Origin of the sequence: Kineococcus arenarius subsp. arenarius (genome assembly GCF_050871845.1) — a bacterium.
In the GTDB taxonomy this organism is placed as follows: domain Bacteria; phylum Actinomycetota; class Actinomycetes; order Actinomycetales; family Kineococcaceae; genus Kineococcus.
Genome location: NZ_JBJLSE010000004.1, coordinates 1 through 23,603 on the forward strand (window position 1 = coordinate 1; position 23,603 = coordinate 23,603).

The 23,603-nt window shown below is 69.4% G+C and carries 28 protein-coding genes; all 28 read left to right on the forward strand.

Features of this window, described 5'->3' with window-relative positions:
• The first annotated feature begins 374 nt into the window (after positions 1-374).
• A complete protein-coding gene (gene rplJ, locus ACRYM0_RS02090) occupies positions 375-938 on the forward strand; it encodes a 50S ribosomal protein L10 (protein WP_432496529.1) in 564 nt (187 codons plus the stop codon).
• Between the two features lie 71 nt (positions 939-1,009).
• Entirely contained in the window at positions 1,010-1,396 is a 387-nt protein-coding gene (gene rplL, locus ACRYM0_RS02095) for a 50S ribosomal protein L7/L12 (protein ID WP_432501658.1), read from the forward strand.
• A 393-nt stretch (positions 1,397-1,789) separates the two neighbouring features.
• The gene (gene rpoB / locus ACRYM0_RS02100) at positions 1,790-5,275 is read left to right on the forward strand and encodes a DNA-directed RNA polymerase subunit beta (protein WP_432501660.1); all 3,486 of its coding nucleotides are present in this window, start codon (positions 1,790-1,792) and stop codon (positions 5,273-5,275) included.
• 106 nt (positions 5,276-5,381) lie between these two features.
• Positions 5,382-9,263 carry a DNA-directed RNA polymerase subunit beta' gene (locus tag ACRYM0_RS02105; protein WP_432501662.1) on the forward strand — a complete coding sequence of 1,294 codons (3,882 nt, stop codon included), beginning with the start codon at positions 5,382-5,384 and terminating at the stop codon, positions 9,261-9,263.
• Between the two features lie 274 nt (positions 9,264-9,537).
• Positions 9,538-9,912, forward strand: a complete 375-nt coding sequence (gene rpsL / locus ACRYM0_RS02110) for a 30S ribosomal protein S12 (protein WP_012084987.1) — start codon at positions 9,538-9,540, stop codon at positions 9,910-9,912.
• Positions 9,912-10,382 (forward strand): 30S ribosomal protein S7, encoded by a 471-nt coding sequence (rpsG, locus tag ACRYM0_RS02115; protein WP_432483624.1) that lies wholly within the window; start codon positions 9,912-9,914, stop codon positions 10,380-10,382. Before rpsL ends, rpsG begins: the two co-directional genes overlap by 1 nt.
• Positions 10,383-10,438: 56 nt before the next feature.
• The gene (gene fusA / locus ACRYM0_RS02120) at positions 10,439-12,541 is read left to right on the forward strand and encodes an elongation factor G (protein ID WP_432501664.1); all 2,103 of its coding nucleotides are present in this window, start codon (positions 10,439-10,441) and stop codon (positions 12,539-12,541) included.
• A gap of 134 nt (positions 12,542-12,675) precedes the next feature.
• Positions 12,676-13,869, forward strand: a complete 1,194-nt coding sequence (gene tuf, locus ACRYM0_RS02125; RefSeq protein ID WP_432496520.1) for an elongation factor Tu — start codon at positions 12,676-12,678, stop codon at positions 13,867-13,869.
• Between the two features lie 433 nt (positions 13,870-14,302).
• A complete protein-coding gene (gene rpsJ / locus ACRYM0_RS02130; RefSeq protein WP_012084982.1) occupies positions 14,303-14,611 on the forward strand; it encodes a 30S ribosomal protein S10 in 309 nt (102 codons plus the stop codon).
• A 13-nt stretch (positions 14,612-14,624) separates the two neighbouring features.
• Positions 14,625-15,284, forward strand: a complete 660-nt coding sequence (gene rplC, locus ACRYM0_RS02135) for a 50S ribosomal protein L3 (RefSeq protein ID WP_432501666.1) — start codon at positions 14,625-14,627, stop codon at positions 15,282-15,284.
• Positions 15,285-15,288: 4 nt separating this feature from the next.
• Positions 15,289-15,984 (forward strand): 50S ribosomal protein L4, encoded by a 696-nt coding sequence (rplD, locus tag ACRYM0_RS02140; RefSeq protein ID WP_432501668.1) that lies wholly within the window; start codon positions 15,289-15,291, stop codon positions 15,982-15,984.
• The gene (gene rplW / locus ACRYM0_RS02145) at positions 15,981-16,292 is read left to right on the forward strand and encodes a 50S ribosomal protein L23 (RefSeq protein ID WP_432496513.1); all 312 of its coding nucleotides are present in this window, start codon (positions 15,981-15,983) and stop codon (positions 16,290-16,292) included. The genes rplD and rplW overlap by 4 nt, the downstream gene beginning before the upstream one ends.
• Before the next feature lie 55 nt (positions 16,293-16,347).
• Complete coding sequence (gene rplB / locus ACRYM0_RS02150; protein WP_432483613.1) at positions 16,348-17,184, forward strand: 50S ribosomal protein L2; 837 nt, start codon at positions 16,348-16,350, stop codon at positions 17,182-17,184.
• Positions 17,185-17,202: 18 nt separating this feature from the next.
• Positions 17,203-17,484, forward strand: coding sequence for a 30S ribosomal protein S19 (gene rpsS, locus ACRYM0_RS02155; protein ID WP_432501671.1), 282 nt, complete (start codon positions 17,203-17,205; stop codon positions 17,482-17,484).
• Positions 17,485-17,537: 53 nt separating this feature from the next.
• Complete coding sequence (gene rplV, locus ACRYM0_RS02160) at positions 17,538-17,918, forward strand: 50S ribosomal protein L22 (RefSeq protein WP_432496509.1); 381 nt, start codon at positions 17,538-17,540, stop codon at positions 17,916-17,918.
• Positions 17,918-18,769 (forward strand): 30S ribosomal protein S3, encoded by an 852-nt coding sequence (gene rpsC, locus ACRYM0_RS02165; RefSeq protein ID WP_432501673.1) that lies wholly within the window; start codon positions 17,918-17,920, stop codon positions 18,767-18,769. The genes rplV and rpsC overlap by 1 nt, the downstream gene beginning before the upstream one ends.
• A 3-nt stretch (positions 18,770-18,772) precedes the next feature.
• The gene (gene rplP, locus ACRYM0_RS02170) at positions 18,773-19,189 is read left to right on the forward strand and encodes a 50S ribosomal protein L16 (RefSeq protein WP_166609820.1); all 417 of its coding nucleotides are present in this window, start codon (positions 18,773-18,775) and stop codon (positions 19,187-19,189) included.
• Positions 19,189-19,437, forward strand: coding sequence for a 50S ribosomal protein L29 (gene rpmC / locus ACRYM0_RS02175; protein ID WP_432496500.1), 249 nt, complete (start codon positions 19,189-19,191; stop codon positions 19,435-19,437). Before rplP ends, rpmC begins: the two co-directional genes overlap by 1 nt.
• Positions 19,434-19,715, forward strand: coding sequence for a 30S ribosomal protein S17 (rpsQ, locus tag ACRYM0_RS02180; RefSeq protein WP_432501676.1), 282 nt, complete (start codon positions 19,434-19,436; stop codon positions 19,713-19,715). The genes rpmC and rpsQ overlap by 4 nt, the downstream gene beginning before the upstream one ends.
• A gap of 109 nt (positions 19,716-19,824) precedes the next feature.
• A complete protein-coding gene (gene rplN / locus ACRYM0_RS02185) occupies positions 19,825-20,196 on the forward strand; it encodes a 50S ribosomal protein L14 (RefSeq protein ID WP_432496496.1) in 372 nt (123 codons plus the stop codon).
• 3 nt (positions 20,197-20,199) lie between these two features.
• Entirely contained in the window at positions 20,200-20,571 is a 372-nt protein-coding gene (gene rplX, locus ACRYM0_RS02190) for a 50S ribosomal protein L24 (protein WP_432501678.1), read from the forward strand.
• A complete protein-coding gene (gene rplE, locus ACRYM0_RS02195) occupies positions 20,571-21,140 on the forward strand; it encodes a 50S ribosomal protein L5 (RefSeq protein WP_432496492.1) in 570 nt (189 codons plus the stop codon). Before rplX ends, rplE begins: the two co-directional genes overlap by 1 nt.
• 2 nt (positions 21,141-21,142) lie before the next feature.
• Entirely contained in the window at positions 21,143-21,328 is a 186-nt protein-coding gene (locus tag ACRYM0_RS02200; RefSeq protein WP_369055792.1) for a type Z 30S ribosomal protein S14, read from the forward strand.
• An 82-nt stretch (positions 21,329-21,410) separates the two neighbouring features.
• A complete protein-coding gene (rpsH, locus tag ACRYM0_RS02205) occupies positions 21,411-21,809 on the forward strand; it encodes a 30S ribosomal protein S8 (RefSeq protein WP_432483598.1) in 399 nt (132 codons plus the stop codon).
• A gap of 13 nt (positions 21,810-21,822) precedes the next feature.
• Positions 21,823-22,362, forward strand: coding sequence for a 50S ribosomal protein L6 (gene rplF / locus ACRYM0_RS02210; protein WP_432501680.1), 540 nt, complete (start codon positions 21,823-21,825; stop codon positions 22,360-22,362).
• A gap of 2 nt (positions 22,363-22,364) precedes the next feature.
• Positions 22,365-22,742, forward strand: a complete 378-nt coding sequence (rplR, locus tag ACRYM0_RS02215; RefSeq protein ID WP_432496533.1) for a 50S ribosomal protein L18 — start codon at positions 22,365-22,367, stop codon at positions 22,740-22,742.
• Between the two features lie 34 nt (positions 22,743-22,776).
• The gene (rpsE, locus tag ACRYM0_RS02220) at positions 22,777-23,421 is read left to right on the forward strand and encodes a 30S ribosomal protein S5 (protein ID WP_432501683.1); all 645 of its coding nucleotides are present in this window, start codon (positions 22,777-22,779) and stop codon (positions 23,419-23,421) included.
• Positions 23,421-23,603, forward strand: a complete 183-nt coding sequence (gene rpmD, locus ACRYM0_RS02225) for a 50S ribosomal protein L30 (protein WP_432501685.1) — start codon at positions 23,421-23,423, stop codon at positions 23,601-23,603. Before rpsE ends, rpmD begins: the two co-directional genes overlap by 1 nt.

Here is a 23,603-nt window from a genome sequence, read left to right on the forward strand (position 1 = left end):
CGCCCCGGGCGCCCCCCCCCCGCCGCGCGGCCCCCCCCCCCCCCCCCGCGCCCCCCCCGCCCCCCCCCCCCCCCGCGGGGGGGGCGGCCCCCCCCCGCCCCCCCCCCCCCACGTCGCGTCCGGGGGCGGGCGCCGCGTGGTCGGGGCACTCCTGTGCGGCGTGTAGGCTTGACGGGTACCGAAGACCGCCGGTCGCCGCCCGCTCCGCACGGAGGGGTGGCAGAAGGTCCCGCTCGCGGACGACCTGCGCAGGTGTGCACGTGCTTCAGCTCGGGCCCGACGAGGGCCCGGCCCGACGCCCCGCGCTCCTGCGCCGGGGCGTTTCTCGCGTTCAGGGCCGGCCGGCTCCCCGAGACAACGGAAGGAGGGCACACATGGCACGGGCAGACAAGGCAGCGGCCGTGAAGGAGATCACGACGCTGTTCAACGAGTCCACCGCCGCGGTGCTCACCGAGTACCGGGGGTTGACCGTCTCGCAGCTCACGCAGCTGCGCCGGTCGCTGGGTCCTGACACGACCTACGCGGTCCTGAAGAACACGCTCGCCACCATCGCGGCGAAGGAGGCCGGTGTCACGGCCTTCGAGGGGCAGCTCGTCGGCCCCTCCGCGATCGCCTTCGTCTCCGGTGACCCGGTCGAGGCGGCCAAGGGCCTGCGTGACTTCGCCAGGGCGAACCCCCAGCTCATCGTCAAGGGCGGACTGCTCGAAGGGCGCGCGATCAGCGCGGCCGACGTCACCGCCCTCGCCGACCTCGAGTCCCGCGAGGTGCTCCTCGCGAAGGTCGCGGGCGTCCTCAAGGCGTCCCAGGCCAAGGCCGCGGCCCTGTTCCAGGCGCCGCTGTCGAAGACCGTCCGCACCGTGGAAGCGCTGCGGGAGAAGCAGGCCGCGGGCTCGCCCGCGCCGGTCGAGGCCCCCGAGGCCGAGACCGCCGACGCCTGAGCACCGCCCAGCGCGACCCCGCTCCGCGGGCCGACCGCGGAACCACCCCAGACACAGGAAGGACCGCCACCATGGCGAAGCTCAGCACCGACGAGCTGCTCGACGCGTTCAAGGAGCTCACCCTCATCGAGCTCTCCGACTTCGTGAAGAAGTTCGAGGAGACCTTCGACGTCACCGCGGCCGCCCCCGTGGCCGTCGCCGCCGGTGGCCCGGTCGGCGGCGCGCCCGCCGAGGCCGCCGAGGAGCAGTCCGAGTTCGACGTCATCCTCGAGTCCGCCGGCGACAAGAAGATCGGCGTCATCAAGGAGGTCCGCGGCCTGACCTCCCTGGGCCTCAAGGAGGCCAAGGACCTCGTCGACGGCGCCCCCAAGCCCGTCCTCGAGAAGGTCAACAAGGAGACCGCGGACAAGGCCAAGGCCGCCCTCGAGGGCGCCGGCGCCACCGTCACCCTCAAGTGACCCCCTCCCGGGCCTGAACCGGCCCGGGACACCGCCGCGAGGGGTGGCCGGACACGCGTCCGGCCGCCCCTCGTGCGTTCCGCCGGCGCTCGTGGCGCGCCGGGGCCGCGACACGCCCTCCACAGCACGGCCGATCGCCTTGACGCGGAGGCTGCGGGGGACCATCCTCGTCAGCGGTTGTCATCACGTTCCGGTCCGCCCGACACCGACGTCGCCCGGGCTCGAGCGCCGGCGTCGACTGGGCCCCCGCAAGGGGGTGGACAGTCGCGCCTTCACGGGGTACCTTGATGTTTTGCGCTGCCTTCAGTCATATGGCCGGTCGTCGACCAGTGGGACGACCGAGCGGGGCAGGTCAGCGCGTGTCACGTTCGCAGGCCCGTGGAAGGACCCCTCTTGGCCGCCTCGCGCACAGCGTCCGCACCAGGCAACAGCTCTGCTCTGACCGTCTCCGGGCGGTACTCCTTCGGCAAGATCCGCGAACCCCTTGAGGTCCCCGACCTCCTGGCGCTGCAGACCGACAGCTTCGACTGGCTGCTCGGCAACAAGCGCTGGCAGGACCGCGTCGCCGCCTCCCGCGAGGGTGGCCTGGACGTGCCGATGACCTCGGGGCTGGAGGAGATCTTCGAGGAGATCTCCCCGATCGAGGACTTCTCCGGCTCCATGTCGCTGTCGTTCCGCGACCACCGCTTCGAGCCCCCCAAGTACTCCCTGGACGACTGCAAGGAGCGCGACCTCACCTACGCCGCTCCGCTGTTCGTCACCGCGGAGTTCATCAACGGCAACACCGGTGAGATCAAGAGCCAGACGGTCTTCATGGGCGACTTCCCGCTCATGACCGACCGCGGCACGTTCGTGATCAACGGCACCGAGCGCGTCGTCGTCTCCCAGCTGGTCCGCTCCCCGGGCGTCTACTTCGAGCGCGTGCCGGACAAGACCTCCGACCGCGACACCTGGACCGCCAAGGTCATCCCGTCGCGCGGTGCGTGGCTCGAGTTCGAGATCGACAAGCGCGACACCGTCGGCGTGCGCATCGACCGCAAGCGCAAGCAGTCGGTCACCGTGCTGCTCAAGGCCCTCGGCTGGAGCGAGTCGCAGATCCGCGAGGAGTTCGCGGACTACGAGCCGATGATCGCCACGCTGGAGAAGGACCACACCGCCGGCGTCGAGGACGCCCTGCTCGACATCTACCGCAAGCTGCGCCCGGGCGAGCCGCCGACGCAGGAGGCCGCGCGCAACCTGCTCGACAACCTCTACTTCAACCCCAAGCGCTACGACCTCGCGAAGGTCGGCCGCTACAAGGTGAACAAGAAGCTGGGCATGGAGGAGCCGCTGAGCAGCAGCGTCCTCTCCGTCGACGACATCGTCCGCACGATCAAGTTCCTGGTGCGCCTGCACGCCGGTGAGACCGCCATGCCGGGCGTCAAGAACGGCCAGCCCGTCGACGTGCGCGTCGAGGTCGACGACATCGACCACTTCGGCAACCGCCGCCTGCGCAGCGTCGGCGAGCTCATCCAGAACCAGGTCCGCACGGGCCTGTCCCGGATGGAGCGCGTCGTGCGCGAGCGCATGACGACGCAGGACGTCGAGGCGATCACGCCGCAGACGCTCATCAACATCCGTCCCGTCGTGGCCTCCATCAAGGAGTTCTTCGGGACGAGCCAGCTGTCGCAGTTCATGGACCAGACCAACCCGCTGGCCGGCCTGACCCACAAGCGCCGCCTGTCGGCGCTGGGCCCGGGCGGTCTGGCCCGCGACCGCGCCGGCATGGAGGTCCGCGACGTCCACCCGTCGCACTACGGCCGCATGTGCCCGATCGAGACCCCCGAGGGCCCGAACATCGGCCTCATCGGCTCGCTGTCGTCGTACGGGCGCATCAACCCGTTCGGCTTCATCGAGACGCCGTACCGCAAGATCGTCGACGGTGTCGTCTCCGACGAGGTCGAGTACCTGACGGCCGACGAGGAGGACGCCTTCGTCATCGCGCAGGCGAACGCCCCGCTGAACCCGGACGGCACCTTCGCCGAGGCCCGCGTGCTGGTGCGCGCCAAGGGCGGCGAGACGGAGTTCGTCCCGCGCGCCGAGGTCGACTACATGGACGTCGCGGCGCGGCAGATGGTCTCCGTCGCCACCGCCATGATCCCGTTCCTGGAGCACGACGACGCCAACCGCGCGCTCATGGGCTCCAACATGCAGCGCCAGGCGGTGCCGCTGGTCAAGACCGAGGCCCCGCTGGTCGGCACCGGCATGGAGTTCCGCGCCGCCGTCGACGCCGGTGACGTGGTCGTGGCCGAGAAGGCCGGCGTGGCCACCGAGGTGTCCGCGGACGCGGTGACCACGAGCAACGACGACGGCACCACGACCACCTACCGGGTGGCCAAGTTCCGCCGCTCGAACCACGGCACCGCGTACAACCAGCGCGTCGTCATCGGCGAGGGCGACCGCGTCGAGGTCGGCACCGTGCTGGCCGACGGCCCGTCGACCGACGGCGGCGAGATGGCGCTGGGCCGCAACCTGCTCGTGGCGTTCATGCCGTGGGAGGGCCACAACTACGAGGACGCGATCATCCTGTCGCAGCGCCTCGTGCAGGACGACGTCCTGTCCTCGATCCACATCGAGGAGCACGAGGTCGACGCCCGCGACACCAAGCTGGGGCCGGAGGAGATCACCCGCGACATCCCCAACGTCGCGGAGGACGTGCTCGCCGACCTCGACGAGCGCGGCATCATCCGCATCGGTGCCGAGGTGCGCGACGGCGACCTGCTGGTCGGCAAGGTCACGCCCAAGGGCGAGACGGAGCTGACCCCGGAGGAGCGCCTGCTGCGCGCCATCTTCGGCGAGAAGGCCCGCGAGGTGCGCGACACCTCCCTGAAGGTGCCCCACGGCGAGACCGGCACGGTCATCGGCGTGAAGGTCTTCGACCGGGACGAGGGCGACGAGCTGCCCCCGGGCGTGAACCAGCTGGTGCGCGTCTACGTCGCGAACAAGCGCAAGATCACCGACGGTGACAAGCTCGCCGGCCGCCACGGCAACAAGGGCGTGATCTCCAAGATCCTGCCCGTGGAGGACATGCCGTTCCTCGAGGACGGCACCCCGGTCGACGTCATCCTCAACCCGCTCGGCGTCCCCAGCCGCATGAACGTCGGCCAGGTCCTGGAGCTGCACCTGGGCTGGATCGCCTCGCGCGGCTGGCAGATCGAGGGCGAGCCGGACTGGGCGAAGCTCATCCCCGAGGAGATCCGCGAGGCGCCCGCCGGCTCGCGCATCGCCTCGCCGGTCTTCGACGGTGCGCGCGAGGAGGAGATCACCGGGCTGCTCAGCTCGACGACCCCCACCCGCGACGGCGACCGCCTCGTGCAGGGCGACGGCAAGGCGCGCCTGTTCGACGGCCGCTCCGGGGAGCCGTTCCCGGACCCGGTCTCGGTCGGCTACATGTACATCCTGAAGCTGCACCACCTGGTCGACGACAAGATCCACGCCCGCTCGACCGGCCCGTACTCCATGATCACGCAGCAGCCGCTGGGTGGCAAGGCGCAGTTCGGCGGTCAGCGCTTCGGCGAGATGGAGGTCTGGGCCCTGGAGGCCTACGGCGCCGCCTACGCCCTGCAGGAACTCCTGACCATCAAGTCCGACGACGTGCTCGGGCGCGTGAAGGTCTACGAGGCGATCGTCAAGGGCGAGAACATCCCCGAGCCCGGAATCCCCGAGTCCTTCAAGGTGCTCATCAAGGAGATGCAGTCGCTCTGCCTGAACGTGGAGGTGCTCTCCTCCGACGGCATGGCCATCGAGATGCGCGACAGCGACGAGGACGTCTTCCGGGCGGCCGAGGAGCTGGGCATCGACCTGGCTCGGCGCGAGCCGAGCAGCGTCGAAGAGGTCTGACGGGTGCGGGCCGGGGGAGTGCCCCCGGCCCGCCGCCGCCGGCCAACGGGACCGCTGAGTCCCACGGATCAGTCAGACCTCAGGAAACGACAGAAAGAAGATCACGTTGCTCGACGTCAACTTCTTCGACGAGCTGCGCATCGGGCTGGCCACCGCGGACGACATCCGCACGTGGTCGCACGGTGAGGTCAAGAAGCCGGAGACCATCAACTACCGCACCCTGAAGCCGGAGAAGGACGGGCTCTTCTGCGAGAAGATCTTCGGTCCCACCCGGGACTGGGAGTGCTACTGCGGCAAGTACAAGCGCGTCCGCTTCAAGGGCATCATCTGCGAGCGCTGCGGCGTGGAGGTCACGCGCGCCAAGGTGCGCCGTGAGCGGATGGGCCACATCGAGCTGGCCGCGCCCGTCACGCACATCTGGTACTTCAAGGGCGTCCCGAGCCGCCTGGGCTACCTGCTGGACCTGGCGCCCAAGGACCTCGAGAAGGTCATCTACTTCGCCGCCTACATGATCACCTGGGTCGACGAGGAGGCGCGCCAGCGCGACCACTCCTCGCTCGAGGCCCAGATCGAGGTCGAGAAGCGCGAGGTGGAGAATCGTCGCGACGCCGACGTGGACGCCCGCGCCAAGACCCTGGAGACCGACCTCGCCGAGCTCGAGGCCGAGGGGGCCAAGTCCGACGTGCGCCGCAAGGTGCGCGAGTCGGCCGAGCGCGAGATGGCGCAGATCCGCCGTCGCGCCGACGCCGAGATCGACCGCCTGACCGCGGTCTGGGACCGCTTCCGCAACCTCAAGGTCCAGGACCTCGAGGGTGACGAGGTGCTCTACCGCGCCATGCGCGAGCGCTTCGGCATGTACTTCGAGGGCGGCATGGGTGCTGCGGCGCTGCAGAAGCGCCTGCAGAGCTTCGACCTGGAGGCCGAGGCCGAGTCGCTGCGCGAGACGATCGCCACGGGCAAGGGGCAGCGCAAGACGCGCGCGCTCAAGCGCCTGAAGGTCGTCTCCGCGTTCCTCACCACCCGCAACTCGCCCGAGGGCATGGTCCTGGACTGCGTCCCGGTCATCCCGCCGGACCTGCGGCCGATGGTGCAGCTCGACGGTGGCCGCTTCGCCACCAGCGACCTGAACGACCTGTACCGCCGGGTCATCAACCGCAACAACCGGCTCAAGCGCCTGCTGGACCTCGGGGCTCCCGAGATCATCGTGAACAACGAGAAGCGGATGCTGCAGGAGGCCGTCGACGCGCTGTTCGACAACGGCCGCCGCGGCCGGCCGGTGACGGGCCCGGGCAACCGCCCGCTGAAGTCGCTGTCCGACATGCTCAAGGGCAAGCAGGGCCGGTTCCGCCAGAACCTGCTCGGCAAGCGCGTGGACTACTCGGGCCGTTCGGTCATCGTCGTCGGCCCGCAGCTGAAGCTGCACCAGTGCGGCCTGCCCAAGCAGATGGCGCTGGAGCTGTTCAAGCCCTTCGTCATGAAGCGGCTCGTGGACCTCTCGCACGCGCAGAACATCAAGTCGGCCAAGCGCATGGTCGAGCGCGCCCGCCCGGTGGTCTGGGACGTCCTGTCCGAGGTCATCACCGAGCACCCGGTGCTGCTCAACCGCGCGCCCACGCTGCACCGCCTGGGCATCCAGGCCTTCGAGCCGCAGCTGGTCGAGGGCAAGGCCATCCAGATCCACCCGCTCGTCTGCACCGCGTTCAACGCGGACTTCGACGGCGACCAGATGGCCGTGCACGTGCCGCTGAGCGCGGAGGCGCAGGCCGAGGCCCGCATCCTCATGCTCTCCAGCAACAACATCCTCAAGCCGGCGGACGGCCGCCCGGTGACCATGCCCACCCAGGACATGATCATCGGCATCTACCACCTCACCGCCGACCGGGACGACGTCGACGGCGTGGGCCGGCAGTTCTCCTCGCTGGCCGAGGCGATCATGGCCTTCGACGCCAAGCAGATGAACCTGAACGCCAAGGTCAGGATCCGTCTGTCGGGTGTCGTGCCCACGCCCGACATGACGCTGCCCGAGGGCTGGCAGCCCGGTGACGACCTCGTCGTCGACACCACCCTGGGCCGCGCGCTGTTCAACGAGGCGCTGCCGGTGGACTACGAGTACGTCAACGCGGTCGTGGACAAGAAGCGCCTGTCGGCCATCGTCAACGACCTCGCCGAGCGCTACCCGAAGGTCCAGGTGGCGGCGACGCTGGACGCCCTGAAGGAGGCCGGTTTCCACTGGGCCACCCGCTCGGGCACCACCGTGGCGATCTCCGACGTGATCACCCCGCCCAACAAGCAGGCGATCCTCGAGACCTACGAGGCCAAGGCGGAGAAGGTCCAGCAGCAGTACGAGCGCGGTCTGATCACCGACGACGAGCGCCGTCAGGAGCTCATCGAGATCTGGACCCAGGCCACGAACGACGTCGCCAAGGACCTCGAGCAGGCGATGCCGACGCACAACACGATCCACCGCATGGTGAGCTCGGGTGCGCGAGGCAACTGGATGCAGATGCGTCAGCTCGCCGGCATGCGCGGTCTGATGGCGAACCCGAAGGGCGAGATCATCCCCCGCCCGGTCAAGGCCTCGTTCCGCGAGGGCCTGACCGTGGGTGAGTTCTTCATCACCACGCACGGTGCCCGCAAGGGCCTGGCCGACACCGCGCTGCGCACCGCCGACTCCGGCTACCTCACCCGTCGCCTCGTCGACGTCTCCCAGGACGTCATCGTGCGCGAGGAGGACTGCGGCACCCGCCGCGGCCTGGAGATGCCGATCGCGGAGCGCAACACCGACGGCTCGCTGCGGCGTCACGACGACGTCGAGACCAGCGTGTACGCCCGCACCCTCGCCACCGACGTCCTGGTGGACGGCGAGGTGGCCCTGGCCGCCGGCGCGGACCTCGGCGACGTCGTCATCGACGAGCTGGTCGGTCGCGGCGTGGAGTCGGTGAAGGTCCGCTCGGTGCTCACCTGCGAGTCCCGGGTCGGCACCTGTGCCCGCTGCTACGGCCGCTCGCTGGCCAGCGGCAAGCTCGTCGACATCGGCGAGGCCGTCGGCATCGTCGCGGCCCAGTCGATCGGCGAGCCCGGCACGCAGCTGACGATGCGCACCTTCCACACCGGTGGTGCCGCCTCGGAGTCCGGCGACATCACGCACGGCCTGCCGCGCGTGGTGGAGCTGTTCGAGGCGCGCACCCCCAAGGGCAACGCCCCGATCACCGAGTCGGCCGGCCGCGTCCGCGTGGACGACACCGACAAGGGCCGCTCCATCGTCGTCGTGCCCGACGACGGTGGCGAAGAGGTCGCCTACCCGGTCACCCGCCGCCAGCGCCTGCTGGTGGAGGACGGCCAGCACGTCGAGGTCGGGCAGAAGCTCGTCCAGGGCGCGGTCGACCCCAAGCAGATCCTGCGCATCCTCGGTCCGCGCCGGGTGCAGATGCACCTGGTCGACGAGGTGCAGGAGGTCTACCGCTCCCAGGGCGTGTCGATCCACGACAAGCACATCGAGGTCATCGTCCGCCAGATGCTCAAGCGGGTGACGATCATCGAGCAGAACGGCTCCGAGCTGCTGCCCGGTGAGCTGGTGGAGCGTGCTCGCTTCGAGGAGGAGAACCGCCGGGTCATGGCGGAGGGCGGCCAGCCGTCCTCCGGCCGCCCGGAGCTGATGGGCATCACGAAGGCGTCGCTCGCGACGGACTCGTGGCTGTCGGCGGCCTCCTTCCAGGAGACGACGCGCGTGCTGACCAACGCGGCCATGGAGGGCAAGAGCGACCCGCTCCTGGGCCTCAAGGAGAACGTCATCATCGGCAAGCTCATCCCGGCCGGCACGGGGCTGCCCCGCTACCGCAACGTCCGGGTGGAGCCGACCGAGGAGGCCAAGGCGCAGATGTACTCGGTGCCGGGCTACGACGAGGTCGACTACGCCCAGTTCGGCGTGGGCTCCGGCCAGGCCGTGCCGCTGGAGGAGTTCGACTACGGCAGCAGCGACTACCGCTGACGCCACCGGCGCCGCCCCGCTCTCCCGCTCCCGGTGGGGGAGCGGGGCGGCGCCCCGCCGGGGCTCGTTTTGACCCCCAGTTTTGCGGCGGGTAGGCTCGTGTGCGCTTGACACGAGCGTGCCTGCGATCAGGTGACACGACGTCACCGGCTCGGGCCCTCACCGAACGACACGCCCGACCTCGTGGGTCGGCGGCGGGTCGAGCGCCGGCTCACGACGAGCAGCGCGTCCCGAGCAGTACAGCCGACGAACGAGATCGACAGACGGAGACAGGGTGCCCACCATCCAGCAGCTGGTCCGCAAGGGCCGGGAGGACAAGGTCGTCAAGACCAAGACGCCCGCCCTCAAGGGCAGCCCGCAGCGCCGTGGCGTGTGCACGCGCGTGTACACGACCACCCCGAAGAAGCCGAACTCCGCGCTGCGCAAGGTCGCGCGCGTGAAGCTCACGAGCGGCATCGAGGTGACCGCCTACATCCCCGGTGTCGGGCACAACCTCCAGGAGCACTCGATGGTCCTGGTCCGCGGCGGCCGGGTGAAGGACCTCCCCGGTGTCCGCTACAAGATCGTCCGCGGTTCGCTCGACACGCAGGGCGTGAAGAACCGCAAGCAGGCGCGCAGCCGCTACGGCGCGAAGAAGGAGAAGAGCTGATGCCGCGCAAGGGCCCCGCCCCCAAGCGTCCCCTCGTGGTGGACCCCGTCTACCAGTCCCCGCTGGTGACGCAGCTCGTCAACAAGATCCTCCTGGACGGCAAGAAGTCCGTCGCGGAGTCGATCGTCTACGGCGCCCTCGAGGGTGCCCGCGACAAGACCGGCGGCGACCCCGTCGTCGTCCTCAAGCGTGCGCTGGACAACGTCAAGCCGGCCCTCGAGGTGCGTTCGCGCCGCGTCGGCGGTTCGACCTACCAGGTCCCGATCGAGGTGCGGCCCAGCCGCTCCACCACGCTGGCCCTGCGCTGGCTGGTCGGGTACGCCCGTCAGCGTCGTGAGAAGACGATGACCGAGCGCCTGCTCAACGAGATCCTCGACGCCTCGAACGGCCTCGGTGCCGCGGTGAAGCGCCGCGAGGACACCCACAAGATGGCCGAGTCGAACCGGGCCTTCGCGCACTACCGCTGGTGACCCCAGCGGTTCCTCGCCGACTCACCCCCTCGATCCCAGGGAAGAGGCAGTAAACCGTGGCACAGGACGTGCTGACGGACCTCACCAAGGTCCGCAACATCGGCATCATGGCCCACATCGACGCCGGCAAGACCACGACCACCGAGCGGATCCTCTTCTACACGGGGATCAACTACAAGATCGGTGAGGTCCACGACGGCGCGGCCACGATGGACTGGATGGAGCAGGAGCAGGAGCGGGGGATCACCATCACCTCCGCCGCCACCACCTGCTTCTGGGAAGGCACCCAGATCAACATCATCGACACGCCCGGCCACGTCGACTTCACGGTCGAGGTCGAGCGGTCGCTGCGCGTCCTCGACGGTGCGGTCGCCGTCTTCGACGGCAAGGAGGGTGTCGAGCCCCAGTCCGAGACGGTGTGGCGGCAGGCGGACAAGTACGACGTCCCCCGCATCTGCTTCGTCAACAAGATGGACAAGCTCGGTGCCGACTTCTTCTTCACCGTGAGGACGATCACCGATCGCCTGGGCGCCGAGCCCCTCGTGATGCAGATCCCGATCGGCGCGGAGAACGACTTCCAGGGCGTCATCGACCTGGTCTACATGCGCTCCCTGACCTGGAGCGCGGACGCGGCCAAGGGCGAGGCGTACGAGAAGGGGCCGATCCCGGCGGAGCTGCAGGCGCAGGCCGACGAGTACCGCCAGAAGCTCGTCGAGCGCGTCGCGGAGACCGACGAGGCCCTGCTGGAGAAGTACCTCGGCGGTGAGGACCTCACCCCGGAGGAGATCAAGACCGCCGTCCGGAAGCTGACGATCAACAGCGAGGTCTACCCGGTCTTCTGCGGGTCCGCGTTCAAGAACAAGGGCGTGCAGCCCATGCTCGACGCGGTCCTCGACTACCTGCCCTCGCCGCTGGACGTCAAGCCCATGGTGGGTCACAAGGTCGGCGACGAGTCGGTCGAGATCGTCCGCAAGCCGGACGTGGAGGAGCCCTTCTCGGCCCTCGCCTTCAAGATCGCGGCGCACCCGTTCTTCGGCAAGCTCACCTACGTGCGCGTGTACTCCGGGCGCATCGCCGCCGGCTCGCAGGTCGTGAACTCGACCAAGGGCAAGAAGGAGCGCATCGGGAAGCTCTTCCAGATGCACTCCAACAAGGAGAACCCGGTCGACGAGGCGCGTGCGGGCCACATCTACGCGATGATCGGCCTGAAGGAGACCACGACCGGCGACACGCTGTCCGACCCGGCGCAGCAGGTCGTCCTCGAGTCGATGACCTTCCCCGAGCCCGTCATCTCCGTGGCCATCGAGCCCAAGACGAAGGGCGACCAGGAGAAGCTGGGCACCGCGATCCAGCGCCTGGCCGAGGAGGACCCCACCTTCCAGGTCGAGCTCGACCAGGAGACCGGTCAGACCATCATCAAGGGGATGGGCGAGCTGCACCTCGACATCCTCGTCGACCGCATGAAGCGCGAGTTCAAGGTCGAGGCGAACGTCGGCAAGCCGCAGGTCGCCTACCGCGAGACCATCCGCCGCGCGGTCGAGAAGATGGACTACACCCACAAGAAGCAGACGGGTGGGTCCGGGCAGTACGCGAAGGTCCAGGTCACCATCGAGCCGCTGGACACCTCCGACGGGGAGTTCTACGAGTTCGAGAACAAGGTCACCGGTGGTCGCGTGCCGCGCGAGTACATCCCCTCGGTGGACGCCGGCATCCAGGACGCCATGCAGCTCGGCGTCGTGGCGGGCTACCCGCTGGTGGGCATCAAGGCCAGCCTCCTCGACGGTGCGGCGCACGACGTCGACTCCTCCGAGATGGCGTTCAAGATCGCCGGTTCGATGGTCCTCAAGGAGGCCGTCAAGCGGGCGGACCCGGTGCTGCTCGAGCCCGTCATGGCCGTCGAGGTGCGTACGCCCGCGGACTACATGGGTGACGTCATCGGCGACTTGAACTCCCGCCGTGGGCAGATCGAGTCCATGGAGGACGTCAGCGGGGCCAAGCTGGTCAAGGCGACCGTCCCGCTGTCGGAGATGTTCGGCTACGTCGGCGACCTCCGGTCGAAGACGCAGGGCCGTGCGGTCTACTCGATGCAGTTCTCGAACTACTCCGAGGTGCCCCGGAACGTGGCCGAGGAGATCGTGAAGAAGGTCCGCGGGGAGTAACCACCCCGGGAGCCGGTGGGGGGTCCACACCCCCGCCGGCACGACGTCGGTCACCGGACACGGTCGGCCGGCCACACACCCACCCGCCCGATCCTCGGGTCGGGGAAGAAGCGACAGTCCGAGGAGGACCCCCAGTGGCGAAGGCGAAGTTCGAGCGGACTAAGCCGCACGTCAACATCGGCACGATCGGTCACATCGACCACGGGAAGACGACGCTGACGGCGGCGATCACCCGCGTGCTGCACGACAAGTACCCGGACCTCAACCAGGCCTCGGCGTTCGACCAGATCGACAAGGCCCCTGAAGAGCGTCAGCGCGGCATCACGATCTCGATCGCGCACGTCGAGTACCAGACCGAGGCGCGCCACTACGCGCACGTCGACTGCCCGGGTCACGCGGACTACATCAAGAACATGATCACCGGTGCGGCGCAGATGGACGGCGCCATCCTGGTGGTCGCGGCCACCGACGGCCCGATGCCGCAGACGAAGGAGCACGTCATCCTGGCCCGCCAGGTCGGCGTCCCCTACATCGTCGTGGCGCTGAACAAGGCCGACATGGTCGAGGACGAGGAGCTCCTCGAGCTCGTCGAGATGGAGGTGCGCGAGCTCCTCTCCAGCTACGAGTTCCCCGGTGACGACGTCCCCGTCGTGCGGGTCTCCGCGCTGAAGGCCCTCGAGGGCGACGCCGAGTGGGGCGACAAGCTCATGGAGCTCATGAACGCGGTCGACACCGCGATCCCCGAGCCCGAGCGTGCGATCGACCAGCCGTTCCTCATGCCGATCGAGGACGTCTTCACGATCACCGGTCGCGGCACCGTGGTGACCGGCCGCATCGAGCGCGGTGTGCTGAACGTCAACCAGGAGGTCGAGGTCGTCGGCATCAAGCCGACCTCGACCAAGACCACCGTGACCAGCATCGAGATGTTCAACAAGATGCTGGACAGCGGCCAGGCCGGCGACAACGCCGCCCTGCTGCTGCGCGGTCTCAAGCGTGACGACGTCGAGCGCGGCCAGGTCGTGGTCAAGCCCGGCAGCATCACGCCGCACACGGAGTTCGAGGGCCAGGCCTACATCCTGTCCAAGGACGAGGGTGGCCGTCACACGCCCTTCTACAACAACTACCGTCCGCAGTTCTACTTCCGGACGACCGACGTCACCGGCGTCGTCTCGCTGCCCGAGGGCACCGAGATGGTCATGCCCGGTGACAACACCGAGATGAAGGTCGACCTCATCCAGCCCATCGCGATGGAAGAGGGCCTGAAGTTCGCGATCCGCGAGGGTGGCCGCACCGTCGGCGCCGGGCGGGTCACGAAGATCATCAAGTGAGCTGAACCGGCGGGGGAGCGCGCTCTCCCGCCGGGTCGCTCCGCGCGGAGGGGCGGGTCCACCTGGACCAGCCCCTCCGTCGTGGGGGCGCCGCTGAGCGCGGTCGCCCCCTGTCATCCGAGCGCGCGGCCTCGATTCGCCAAGGTGGGGTGCTGTCTGGCAGACTATCGGGGTTGCTGTGCCGCCGCGGGGAGATCCCGCCCGGTGGCCGGCGGCCGCGAACGTCGAACGTCTCGTACGGGCGGCGGACGGTCAACCTGAACAGGACGACCGCCGTGGGTGACCACGGCTAGGGACCACACCGGGCAACCGGGCGAGGGTGCAGAACGTGCGAGAGCGCGACACGCCCGACCTCGGGGGTCGGGGCTCCACCGGGAGCCCCGCGCCGCGCGCGAGTCAGTAGCGGTACGAAGAGAGAGAGTCAGACGACGCCATGGCGGGACAGAAGATCCGCATCAGGCTCAAGGCCTACGACCACGAGGTCATCGACAGCTCGGCGCGCAAGATCGTCGACACGGTGACCCGTACCGGCGCTTCCGTCGCCGGCCCCGTGCCGCTGCCGACCGAGAAGAACGTCTACTGCGTGATCCGCTCGCCGCACAAGTACAAGGACAGCCGCGAGCACTTCGAGATGCGCACGCACAAGCGCCTCATCGACATCATCGACCCCACGCCGAAGACCGTCGACTCGCTCATGCGGCTCGACCTCCCGGCCGGTGTCGACATCGAGATCAAGCTCTGAGGGACTGCACACGATGAGCGACAGGCAAGTGCGAGGGGTGCTCGGCACCAAGCTCGGCATGACGCAGCTGTGGGACGAGGCCAACCGCCTCATCCCCGTCACGGTCGTCAAGGTCGAGCCCAACGTCGTGACCCAGGTCCGCACCACTACCACCGACGGCTACGAGGCCGTCCAGCTCGCCGCCACGGCGATCCCGCAGCGCAAGGCGAACAAGCCGGCTGCCGGGCACTTCGCCAAGGCCGGGGTGGCGCCGCGCCGCCACCTGGTCGAGCTGCGCACCGCGGACGCCGCGTCCTACGAGCCCGGCCAGGAGGTCACGGCCGAGGTCTTCGACGCCGGCGCGACCGTCGACGTGGTCGGCACGACCAAGGGCAAGGGCTTCGCCGGCGTCATGAAGCGTCACGGCTTCGCCGGTGTCAGCGCCTCCCACGGTTCGCACCGCAACCACCGCAAGCCGGGGTCCATCGGTGGCTGCGCCACCCCGGGCCGCGTCTTCAAGGGCATGCGCATGGCCGGCCGCATGGGCGCCGTGCGACAGACCACCCAGAACCTGACCGTGCACGCCGTCGACGCGGAGAGGGGCCTGCTGCTCATCACGGGCGCCGTCCCCGGCCCCCGCGGTGGCGTCGTGCTCGTCAAGACCGCCGCCAAGGCGCGCGTGAAGGAGGCCTGAGCAGATGACCGCGACGACTGAGGCCATCACCGTCCCGCTGCGCACCGCCGACGGCGGCACCAACGGCACCGTCGAGCTGCCCGCGGCGGACTTCGGCCGCCAGGTGAACGTCCCGCTGATCCACCAGGTGGTCACGGCGCAGCTGGCCGCCGCGCGCCAGGGCACCCACGCCACCAAGACCCGCGGCGACGTCCGCGGCGGTGGCAAGAAGCCCTACAAGCAGAAGGGCACCGGTCGTGCCCGCCAGGGTTCGCTGCGCGCCCCGCAGTTCACCGGTGGTGGCACCGTCCACGGCCCGCAGCCGCGCGACTACGCCCAGCGCACCCCCAAGAAGATGAAGGCCGCCGCCCTGCGCGGTGCCCTCTCCGACCGGGTGCGTCACGAGCGTCTCCACGTCGTGGAGGGGCTGACCATCGGCGAGGCCCCCTCGACGAAGACCGCGGTGAAGCTGCTCGCGGCCCTCTCCGAGCGCCGCAACGTGCTGGTCGTCCTCACCCGTGAGGACGAGGTGGCGGTCAAGAGCCTGCGCAACATCTCCGGCGTGCACGTCCTGCCCGCGGACCAGCTCAACACCTACGACGTCGTCAAGAGCGACGACGTGGTCTTCACCCGCGCGGCGCTCGACGCCTTCGTCGCGGGGCCGTCCAAGGGTCGCAGCGCGACCGCGGTGGCGGCGGAGTCGGAAGGGAGCACCCTGTGAGCGCGCTCGGCGGAACCCAGAAGGACCCGCGCGACATCCTCATCGCCCCGGTCGTCTCGGAGAAGAGCTACGGGCTCATCGACGAGGGCAAGTACACGTTCCTCGTGGACCCCGGAGCGAACAAGACCGAGATCAAGATGGCGGTCGAGAGCGTGTTCGGCGTGAAGGTCTCGGCGGTGAACACCGCGAACCGGCAGGGCAAGAGCCGGCGCACCCGGTACGGCACCGGGAAGCGCAAGGACACCAAGCGGGCCATCGTGACGTTGCGCGAGGGCACGATCGACATCTTCGGCGGCTCGGTCGCCTGAGCCCCAGGGCTCGCACGACTGCCGTAGACACCTTCGAACCCGAGGAACCGACGCAATGGGAATCCGCAAGTACAAGCCGACGACGCCGGGCCGCCGCGGCTCGTCCGTCGCCGACTTCGTCGAGGTCACGCGGAGCGAGCCGGAGAAGTCGCTCGTCCGCCCGCTGACCAAGTCCGGTGGCCGCAACTCCACGGGGCGCATCACGACCCGCCACATCGGTGGTGGGCACAAGCGCGCCTACCGCGTCATCGACTTCCGTCGTGACGACAAGGACGGCGTGCCGGCCAAGGTCGCGCACATCGAGTACGACCCCAACCGCACGGCGCGCATCGCGCTGCTGCACTACGTGGACGGCGAGAAGCGCTACATCATCGCGCCGACCCGCCTGAAGCAGGGCGACCGGATCGAGAACGGCCCCACGGCCGACATCAAGCCCGGCAACAACCTGCCGCTGCGCAACATCCCGGTCGGCACCGTGATCCACGCGATCGAGCTGCGTCCCGGCGGCGGCGCCAAGATCGCCCGCTCGGCCGGCGCCAGCGTGCAGCTGGTGGCCCGCGAGGGCCGCTTCGCCCAGCTGCGCATGCCCTCCGGCGAGATCCGCAACGTCGACGTCCGCTGCCGCGCGACGATCGGCGAGGTCGGCAACGCCGAGCAGTCGAACATCAACTGGGGCAAGGCGGGCCGCATGCGCTGGAAGGGCAAGCGCCCGACCGTCCGCGGTGTCGCCATGAACCCGATCGACCACCCGCACGGTGGTGGTGAGGGCAAGACGTCCGGTGGCCGTCACCCCGTCAGCCCCTGGGGTCAGCCTGAGGGCCGCACGCGGCGTCCGGGCAAGGAGAGCGACAAGCTCATCGTCCGTCGCCGCCGCACCGGCAAGAAGCGCTGATAGGGAGTCCAGGCCACCATGCCTCGCAGTTTGAAGAAGGGCCCGTTCATCGACGACCACCTTCAGAAGAAGGTGGACGTCCAGAACGAGGCCGGCACGCACAACGTCATCCGTACCTGGTCCCGCCGTTCGGTCATCACGCCGGACTTCCTGGGCCACACGTTCGCGGTGCACGACGGCCGCAAGCACGTCCCCGTCTTCGTCACCGAGTCGATGGTGGGGCACAAGCTCGGCGAGTTCGCGCCCACGCGCACGTTCAAGGGCCACGAGAAGGACGACCGCAAGGGCCGTCGCCGCTGAGCCTCGGCTCAGCGCAGCGACGTCACAGACTGAGACCAGAAGGCAGGACAGGGATGGAAGCCAAGGCGCAGACGCGGTACCTCCGCGTCACGCCCCAGAAGGCGCGCCGAGTCGTCGACCTCGTCCGGGGCAAGCAGGCCAACGAGGCCGTCGCCGTGCTCTCGTTCGCCCCGCAGTCGGCGGCCGAACCGGTGCGCAAGCTCGTCGAGAGCGCGATCGCGAACGCGAAGTTCCTCGCGGACAAGCACTCGGAGGCGTTCGACCCGGCCGACTACGTGGTGAAGGCGATCCACGTCGACGAGGGCCCCACCATGAAGCGCTTCCGTCCCCGCGCCCAGGGCCGCGCGGGACGCATCCTGAAGCGCACGAGCCACATCACGGTGGTCGTCGCACCCGCCGTGCCCGGCGCCAAGAAGACGAGGAGGACCCGCTAGTGGGACAGAAGGTCAACCCGCACGGGTTCCGACTGGGCATCACCACCGACCACAAGAGCCGCTGGTTCGCGGACTCCACCAAGACGGGTCAGCGCTACGCCGACTACGTCAAGGAGGACGTCGCGATCCGCCGCCTCATGTCCAAGGGCATGGAGCGGGCCGGCATCTCCAAGGTGGAGATCGAGCGCACCCGCGACCGCGTGCGCGTTGACATCCACACCGCCCGGCCGGGCATCGTCATCGGCCGGCGCGGCGCGGAGGCCGACCGCATCCGCGGTGAGCTGGAGAAGCTGACCGGCAAGCAGGTGCAGCTGAACATCCTCGAGGTCAAGAACCCCGAGGTGGACGCCCAGCTCGTCGCGCAGGGCATCGCGGAGCAGCTCGCCAGCCGCGTCTCCTTCCGCCGCGCCATGCGCAAGGGCATGCAGACGTCCCTGCGCTCCGGCGCCAAGGGCATCCGCGTGCAGTGCGCCGGCCGCCTGGGCGGCGCCGAGATGAGCCGCTCGGAGTTCTACCGCGAGGGTCGTGTGCCGCTGCACACGCTGCGCGCGAACATCGACTACGGCTTCTACGAGGCCCGCACGACCTTCGGCCGCATCGGCGTGAAGGTCTGGATCTACCACGGTGACGTCACCAGCCGTGAGCTCGCCCAGTCGCAGGCCGCTGCCCCGCGCGCTCCGCGTCGCGGTGAGCGCAGCGACCGCGGTGAGCGCGGCGGCCGTCGTCCCCGTCCCGCGCAGGACGCGGCCAGTGCTCCCGTGGCCGAGGCCGCGGGCGGTGGCAGCACCTCGACCGGGACCGCCGCGGCCGAGCCGGTCATCGGCAAGGGCAGCAACGGAACGGAGGCCTGAGTCGTGCTCATCCCACGGCGAGTCAAGCACCGCAAGCAGCACCACCCCACGCGTCGGGGTGCGGCCAGCGGCGGCACCCGCGTGACGTTCGGCGAGTACGGGATCATGGCCGTCGAGGGCGGTTACGTGACCAACCGGCAGATCGAGTCGGCCCGTATCGCCATCACCCGCCACATCCGCCGTGGCGGCAAGGTCTGGATCAACATCTACCCGGACCGGCCGCTGACGAAGAAGCCCGCCGAGACCCGCATGGGTTCCGGCAAGGGCTCGCCGGAGTGGTGGATCGCGAACGTGAAGCCGGGAAGGGTCATGTTCGAGTTGTCGTTCCCCAATGAGAAGGTCGCTGCGGAAGCGCTCACCCGCGCCATCCACAAGCTTCCGGTGAAGTGCAAGATCGTGCGCCGCGAGGGTGGTGAGTGATGGCCATCGGGACCAAGGGGCTGAGCCCCGACGAGCTGCGTGACTTCGACGACGCGAAGCTCGTCGAGGAGCTCAAGAAGGCCAAGGAAGAGCTGTTCAACCTGCGCTTCCAGTCCGCGACCGGGCAGCTGGAGAACAACTCCCGGCTGCGGGCCGTCAAGCGGGACATCTCCCGCATCTACACGACGATGCGTGAGCGCGAGCTCGGCATCACCGAGGCGCCGATCACGAAGGAGGCTGCGGAGTGAGCGAGCAGACCGCCGCCGCGACGAGCGAGCGCGGCTACCGCAAGACCCGCCGCGGCTACGTCGTCAGCGACAAGATGCAGAAGACCGTCGTGGTCGAGGTCGAGGACCGCGTGAAGCACCCGCTCTACGCCAAGGTCATCCGCCGCACCACCAAGGTCAAGGCGCACGACGAGGCCTCGGTCGCCGGCGTGGGGGACCTCGTCCTCATCGCCGAGACCCGGCCGCTGTCGGCCACCAAGCGCTGGCGCGTCGTCGAGGTCCTCGAGCGCGCCAAGTGACCTCGGGCGGAGCGCCGTCGCGCACCGCCCCCCGTACCCCATGTCCGTTCCGCCAGGCTCGACCCCCCCTCGCGGGGCGTCGAGAACCGGCGCGACGAAGGAGTAGAGAGTGATCCAGCAGGAGTCGCGGCTCAAGGTCGCCGACAACACGGGTGCCAAGGAGATCCTGTGCATCCGCGTGCTCGGTGGCTCCGGCCGCCGCTACGCGGGCATCGGTGACGTGATCGTGGCCACGGTCAAGGACGCGATCCCCGGCAGCAACGTGAAGAAGGGCGACGTGGTCAAGGCCGTCGTCGTCCGCACCAAGAAGGAGCGCCGTCGCGCCGACGGCTCCTACATCCGCTTCGACGAGAACGCCGCGGTCATCCTCCGGGCTGACGGTGGCGACCCGCGCGGCACCCGCATCTTCGGGCCCGTCGGGCGTGAACTGCGCGAGAAGAAGTTCATGCGCATCATCTCTCTGGCTCCGGAGGTGCTCTGACCCATGGGGAAGATCCGCATCAAGAAGGGTGACCTCGTCCAGGTCGTCACCCGCGTGCGCGGGCGTCGCGAGGAAGACGGCACCAAGACCTCCGACCTCGGCAAGCAGGGCAAGGTCCTGGAGGTCTTCGCCGACACGCAGCGCGTGCTCGTCGAGGGCGTCAACCAGATGAAGCGCCACACGAAGGCCCGTCCGGGTGTGGCCGGCGGCATCGAGGTCCGTGAGGCCCCGATCCACATCAGCAACGTGCAGCTGGTCGACCCGGAGACGGGCAAGCCGACCCGGGTGGGCATCCGCACCGAGCAGGTCGAGCGCGACGGCCGGACCAAGACGAACCGCATCCGTGTCGCCAAGCGTTCCGGCAAGGACATCTGATGACTACTGAGACCGAGACCCGGGCGCTGCCGCGCCTGAAGCAGCGCTACCGCGACGAGATCAAGGGTCAGCTGCACGAGCAGTTCTCCTACGGCAACGTCATGCAGATCCCCGGCCTGGTCAAGGTCGTGGTGAACATGGGTGTCGGTGAGGCCGCTCGCGACTCCAAGCTGATCGACGGCGCCGTGCGCGACCTCGCGACCATCACCGGCCAGAAGCCGCAGGTGACCCGGGCGCGCAAGTCCATCGCCCAGTTCAAGCTCCGCGAGGGCATGCCGATCGGCGCGCACACCACGCTGCGCGGCGACCGCATGTGGGAGTTCCTGGACCGTCTGCTGTCGCTGGCGCTGCCGCGCATCCGCGACTTCCGCGGGCTCTCGCCCAAGCAGTTCGACGGGAACGGCAACTACACCTTCGGGCTCACCGAGCAGTCCATGTTCCACGAGATCGACCAGGACAAGATCGACCGCGTCCGCGGCATGGACATCACGGTCGTGACGACGGCGAAGACCGACGAGGAGGGCCGGGCGCTGCTGCGCGCGCTGGGCTTCCCGTTCAAGGAGAACTGACCGTGGCGAAGACCGCTCTCGTTACCAAGGCCGCGCGCAAGCCCAAGTTCGCTGTTCGCGCCTACACCCGTTGCCAGCGCTGCGGCCGGCCCCACGCCGTGTTCCGCAAGTTCGGCATCTGCCGCATCTGCCTGCGGGAGATGGCGCACCGTGGCGAGCTGCCCGGTGTGACCAAGAGCAGCTGGTGACCTCCAACATCACGACGACGCCGCAGGTCCGCACCGCGCTTCGCGGTGCGGAAACCCCGGCGAGGAAGGGCGGACGAGCCCGATGACGATGACCGACCCCATCGCAGACATGTTGACGCGTCTGCGCAACGCCAACTCGGCGTACCACGACACGGTCTCCATGCCGTACAGCAAGCTCAAGTCCCACATCGCCGAGATCCTCCAGGCCGAGGGCTACATCGCCTCCTGGTCCGTCGAGGACGCCGAGGTGGGCAAGAAGCTGACGCTGAACCTGAAGTTCGGCCCCAACCGCGAGCGCTCGATCGCCGGCCTGCGCCGCGTCAGCAAGCCGGGGCTGCGGGTGTACGCGAAGTCGACCAACCTGCCCCGCGTGCTCGGTGGCCTCGGCGTGGCGATCCTGTCCACGTCCTCGGGGCTGCTGACCGACAAGCAGGCCAACAAGAAGGGCGTGGGTGGGGAAGTCCTCGCCTACGTCTGGTGAGGGAGGAGGACTCATGTCGCGCATCGGTCGACTCCCGATCCCCGTCCCCGCGGGCGTGGACGTGACCATCGACGGCCCCGCCGTCACGGTCAAGGGCCCCAAGGGCACGCTGACGCACACCGTCGCCTCGCCGATCTCGGTGGAGCGCACGGACGAGGGCACGCTGCAGGTGGTGCGCCCGGACGACGAGCGCACCTCGCGCTCGCTCCACGGCCTGACCCGCACGCTGCTGGCCAACATGGTCCAGGGCGTGACGCAGGGCTACGAGAAGAAGCTCGAGATCGTCGGCACCGGTTACCGCGTGACGGCGAGGGGCTCGGACCTCGAGTTCGCCCTGGGCTTCAGCCACCCGGTCGTCATCAAGGCGCCGGACGGCATCAGCTTCGCCGTCGAGAACAACACCCGCTTCTCGGTGTCCGGCATCGACAAGCAGCAGGTCGGCGAGGTCGCTGCCAACATCCGCAAGCTGCGCAAGCCCGACCCCTACAAGGGCAAGGGCGTTCGCTACGCCGGCGAGCAGATCCGGCGCAAGGTCGGAAAGGCTGGTAAGTGACGATGGCTCTCTCCACCCAGCGCACCCAGAAGGGCAAGGCGGCCGGTCTCAAGCGCCGTCACACCCGCGTGCGCAAGAAGGTCGTGGGCACCGCAGCGCGCCCGCGCCTCGTCGTCACCCGGTCGTCCCGGCACGTCTTCGTCCAGGTCATCGACGACGCGGCGGGTCACACCCTCGCGTCGGCCTCGACCATGGAGGCGGACCTGCGCGCGAGCGGCGACGACAAGTCGGCCAAGGCGAAGGCCGTCGGCGTCCTCGTCGGCGAGCGGGCCAAGGCGGCCGGCATCGAGGCCGTGGTCTTCGACCGCGGCGGCAACCGCTACGCCGGGCGCGTGGCGGCCATCGCCGACGGCGCCCGCGAGGCCGGTCTCGCCCTGTGATGACCCGAACTGTCGATGAGATGAGGAACGTCTGATGCCTGGACCCCAGCGCCGAGGCGCCGGCGCCGGTGCGGCCGGCGGCGGCGACAACCGTGGCAACGACCGTCGCGACCGTCGCGACGGCGGCCGCGACCAGCGCGGACGGGGTGACGCGGGTGACCGCGGCAACTTCGTCGAGCGCGTGGTGACGATCAACCGCGTGGCCAAGGTCGTCAAGGGCGGCCGCCGCTTCAGCTTCACGGCCCTCGTGGTCGTGGGTGACGGCGACGGCACCGTCGGTGTCGGCTACGGCAAGGCCAAGGAGGTGCCCGCGGCGATCGCCAAGGGCGTCGAGGAGGCCAAGAAGAACTTCTTCCGCGTGCCCCGCATCCAGGGCACCATCCCGCACCCCATCCAGGGCGAGAAGGCGGCCGGCGTGGTCATGCTGCGCCCGGCCTCGCCGGGTACCGGTGTCATCGCCGGTGGTCCGGTGCGCGCCGTGCTGGAGTGCGCGGGTGTCCACGACGTGCTGTCGAAGTCGCTCGGCTCCGACAACGCGATCAACATCGTCCACGCGACCATCGAGGCCCTGCGCGGCCTGGAGCGTCCGGAGCAGGTCGCGGCGCGCCGCGGTCTGCCCGTGGACCACGTCACGCCGGCTGCGCTGCTGCGCGCCCAGGCCGCGGGGGTGACCGCCTGATGGGCCGCATCAAGGTCACCCAGGTCAAGTCCGGCATCGGTGGCAAGCAGAACCAGCGGGAGACCCTGCGCAGCCTCGGGCTGCACAAGATCGGGCAGAGCGTCGTCAAGGACGACAAGCCCGAGTTCCGCGGCATGGCCAACACGGTGGCGCACCTCGTGACCGTCGAGGAGGTTGACTGA

Bases quoted from the DNA above. Each gene is read 5' to 3' on its own strand.
- rplV (WP_432496509.1), top strand. From the start codon at position 17,538: ATGGAAGCCAAGGCGCAGACGCGGTACCTCCGCGTCACGCCCCAGAAG.
- rplD (WP_432501668.1), top strand. From the start codon at position 15,289: ATGACCGCGACGACTGAGGCCATCACCGTCCCGCTGCGCACCGCCGAC.
- rpsH (WP_432483598.1), top strand. From the start codon at position 21,411: ATGACGATGACCGACCCCATCGCAGACATGTTGACGCGTCTGCGCAAC.
- rpmC (WP_432496500.1), top strand. From the start codon at position 19,189: ATGGCCATCGGGACCAAGGGGCTGAGCCCCGACGAGCTGCGTGACTTC.
- rplR (WP_432496533.1), top strand. From the start codon at position 22,365: ATGGCTCTCTCCACCCAGCGCACCCAGAAGGGCAAGGCGGCCGGTCTC.
- rpsE (WP_432501683.1), top strand. From the start codon at position 22,777: ATGCCTGGACCCCAGCGCCGAGGCGCCGGCGCCGGTGCGGCCGGCGGC.
- rplE (WP_432496492.1), top strand. From the start codon at position 20,571: ATGACTACTGAGACCGAGACCCGGGCGCTGCCGCGCCTGAAGCAGCGC.
- rplC (WP_432501666.1), top strand. From the start codon at position 14,625: ATGAGCGACAGGCAAGTGCGAGGGGTGCTCGGCACCAAGCTCGGCATG.
- rplL (WP_432501658.1), top strand. From the start codon at position 1,010: ATGGCGAAGCTCAGCACCGACGAGCTGCTCGACGCGTTCAAGGAGCTC.
- rpsG (WP_432483624.1), top strand. From the start codon at position 9,912: ATGCCGCGCAAGGGCCCCGCCCCCAAGCGTCCCCTCGTGGTGGACCCC.
- rpsJ (WP_012084982.1), top strand. From the start codon at position 14,303: ATGGCGGGACAGAAGATCCGCATCAGGCTCAAGGCCTACGACCACGAG.
- rplB (WP_432483613.1), top strand. From the start codon at position 16,348: ATGGGAATCCGCAAGTACAAGCCGACGACGCCGGGCCGCCGCGGCTCG.
- rplJ (WP_432496529.1), top strand. From the start codon at position 375: ATGGCACGGGCAGACAAGGCAGCGGCCGTGAAGGAGATCACGACGCTG.
- rpmD (WP_432501685.1), top strand. From the start codon at position 23,421: ATGGGCCGCATCAAGGTCACCCAGGTCAAGTCCGGCATCGGTGGCAAG.
- rplF (WP_432501680.1), top strand. From the start codon at position 21,823: ATGTCGCGCATCGGTCGACTCCCGATCCCCGTCCCCGCGGGCGTGGAC.
- rpsS (WP_432501671.1), top strand. From the start codon at position 17,203: ATGCCTCGCAGTTTGAAGAAGGGCCCGTTCATCGACGACCACCTTCAG.
- rplX (WP_432501678.1), top strand. From the start codon at position 20,200: ATGGGGAAGATCCGCATCAAGAAGGGTGACCTCGTCCAGGTCGTCACC.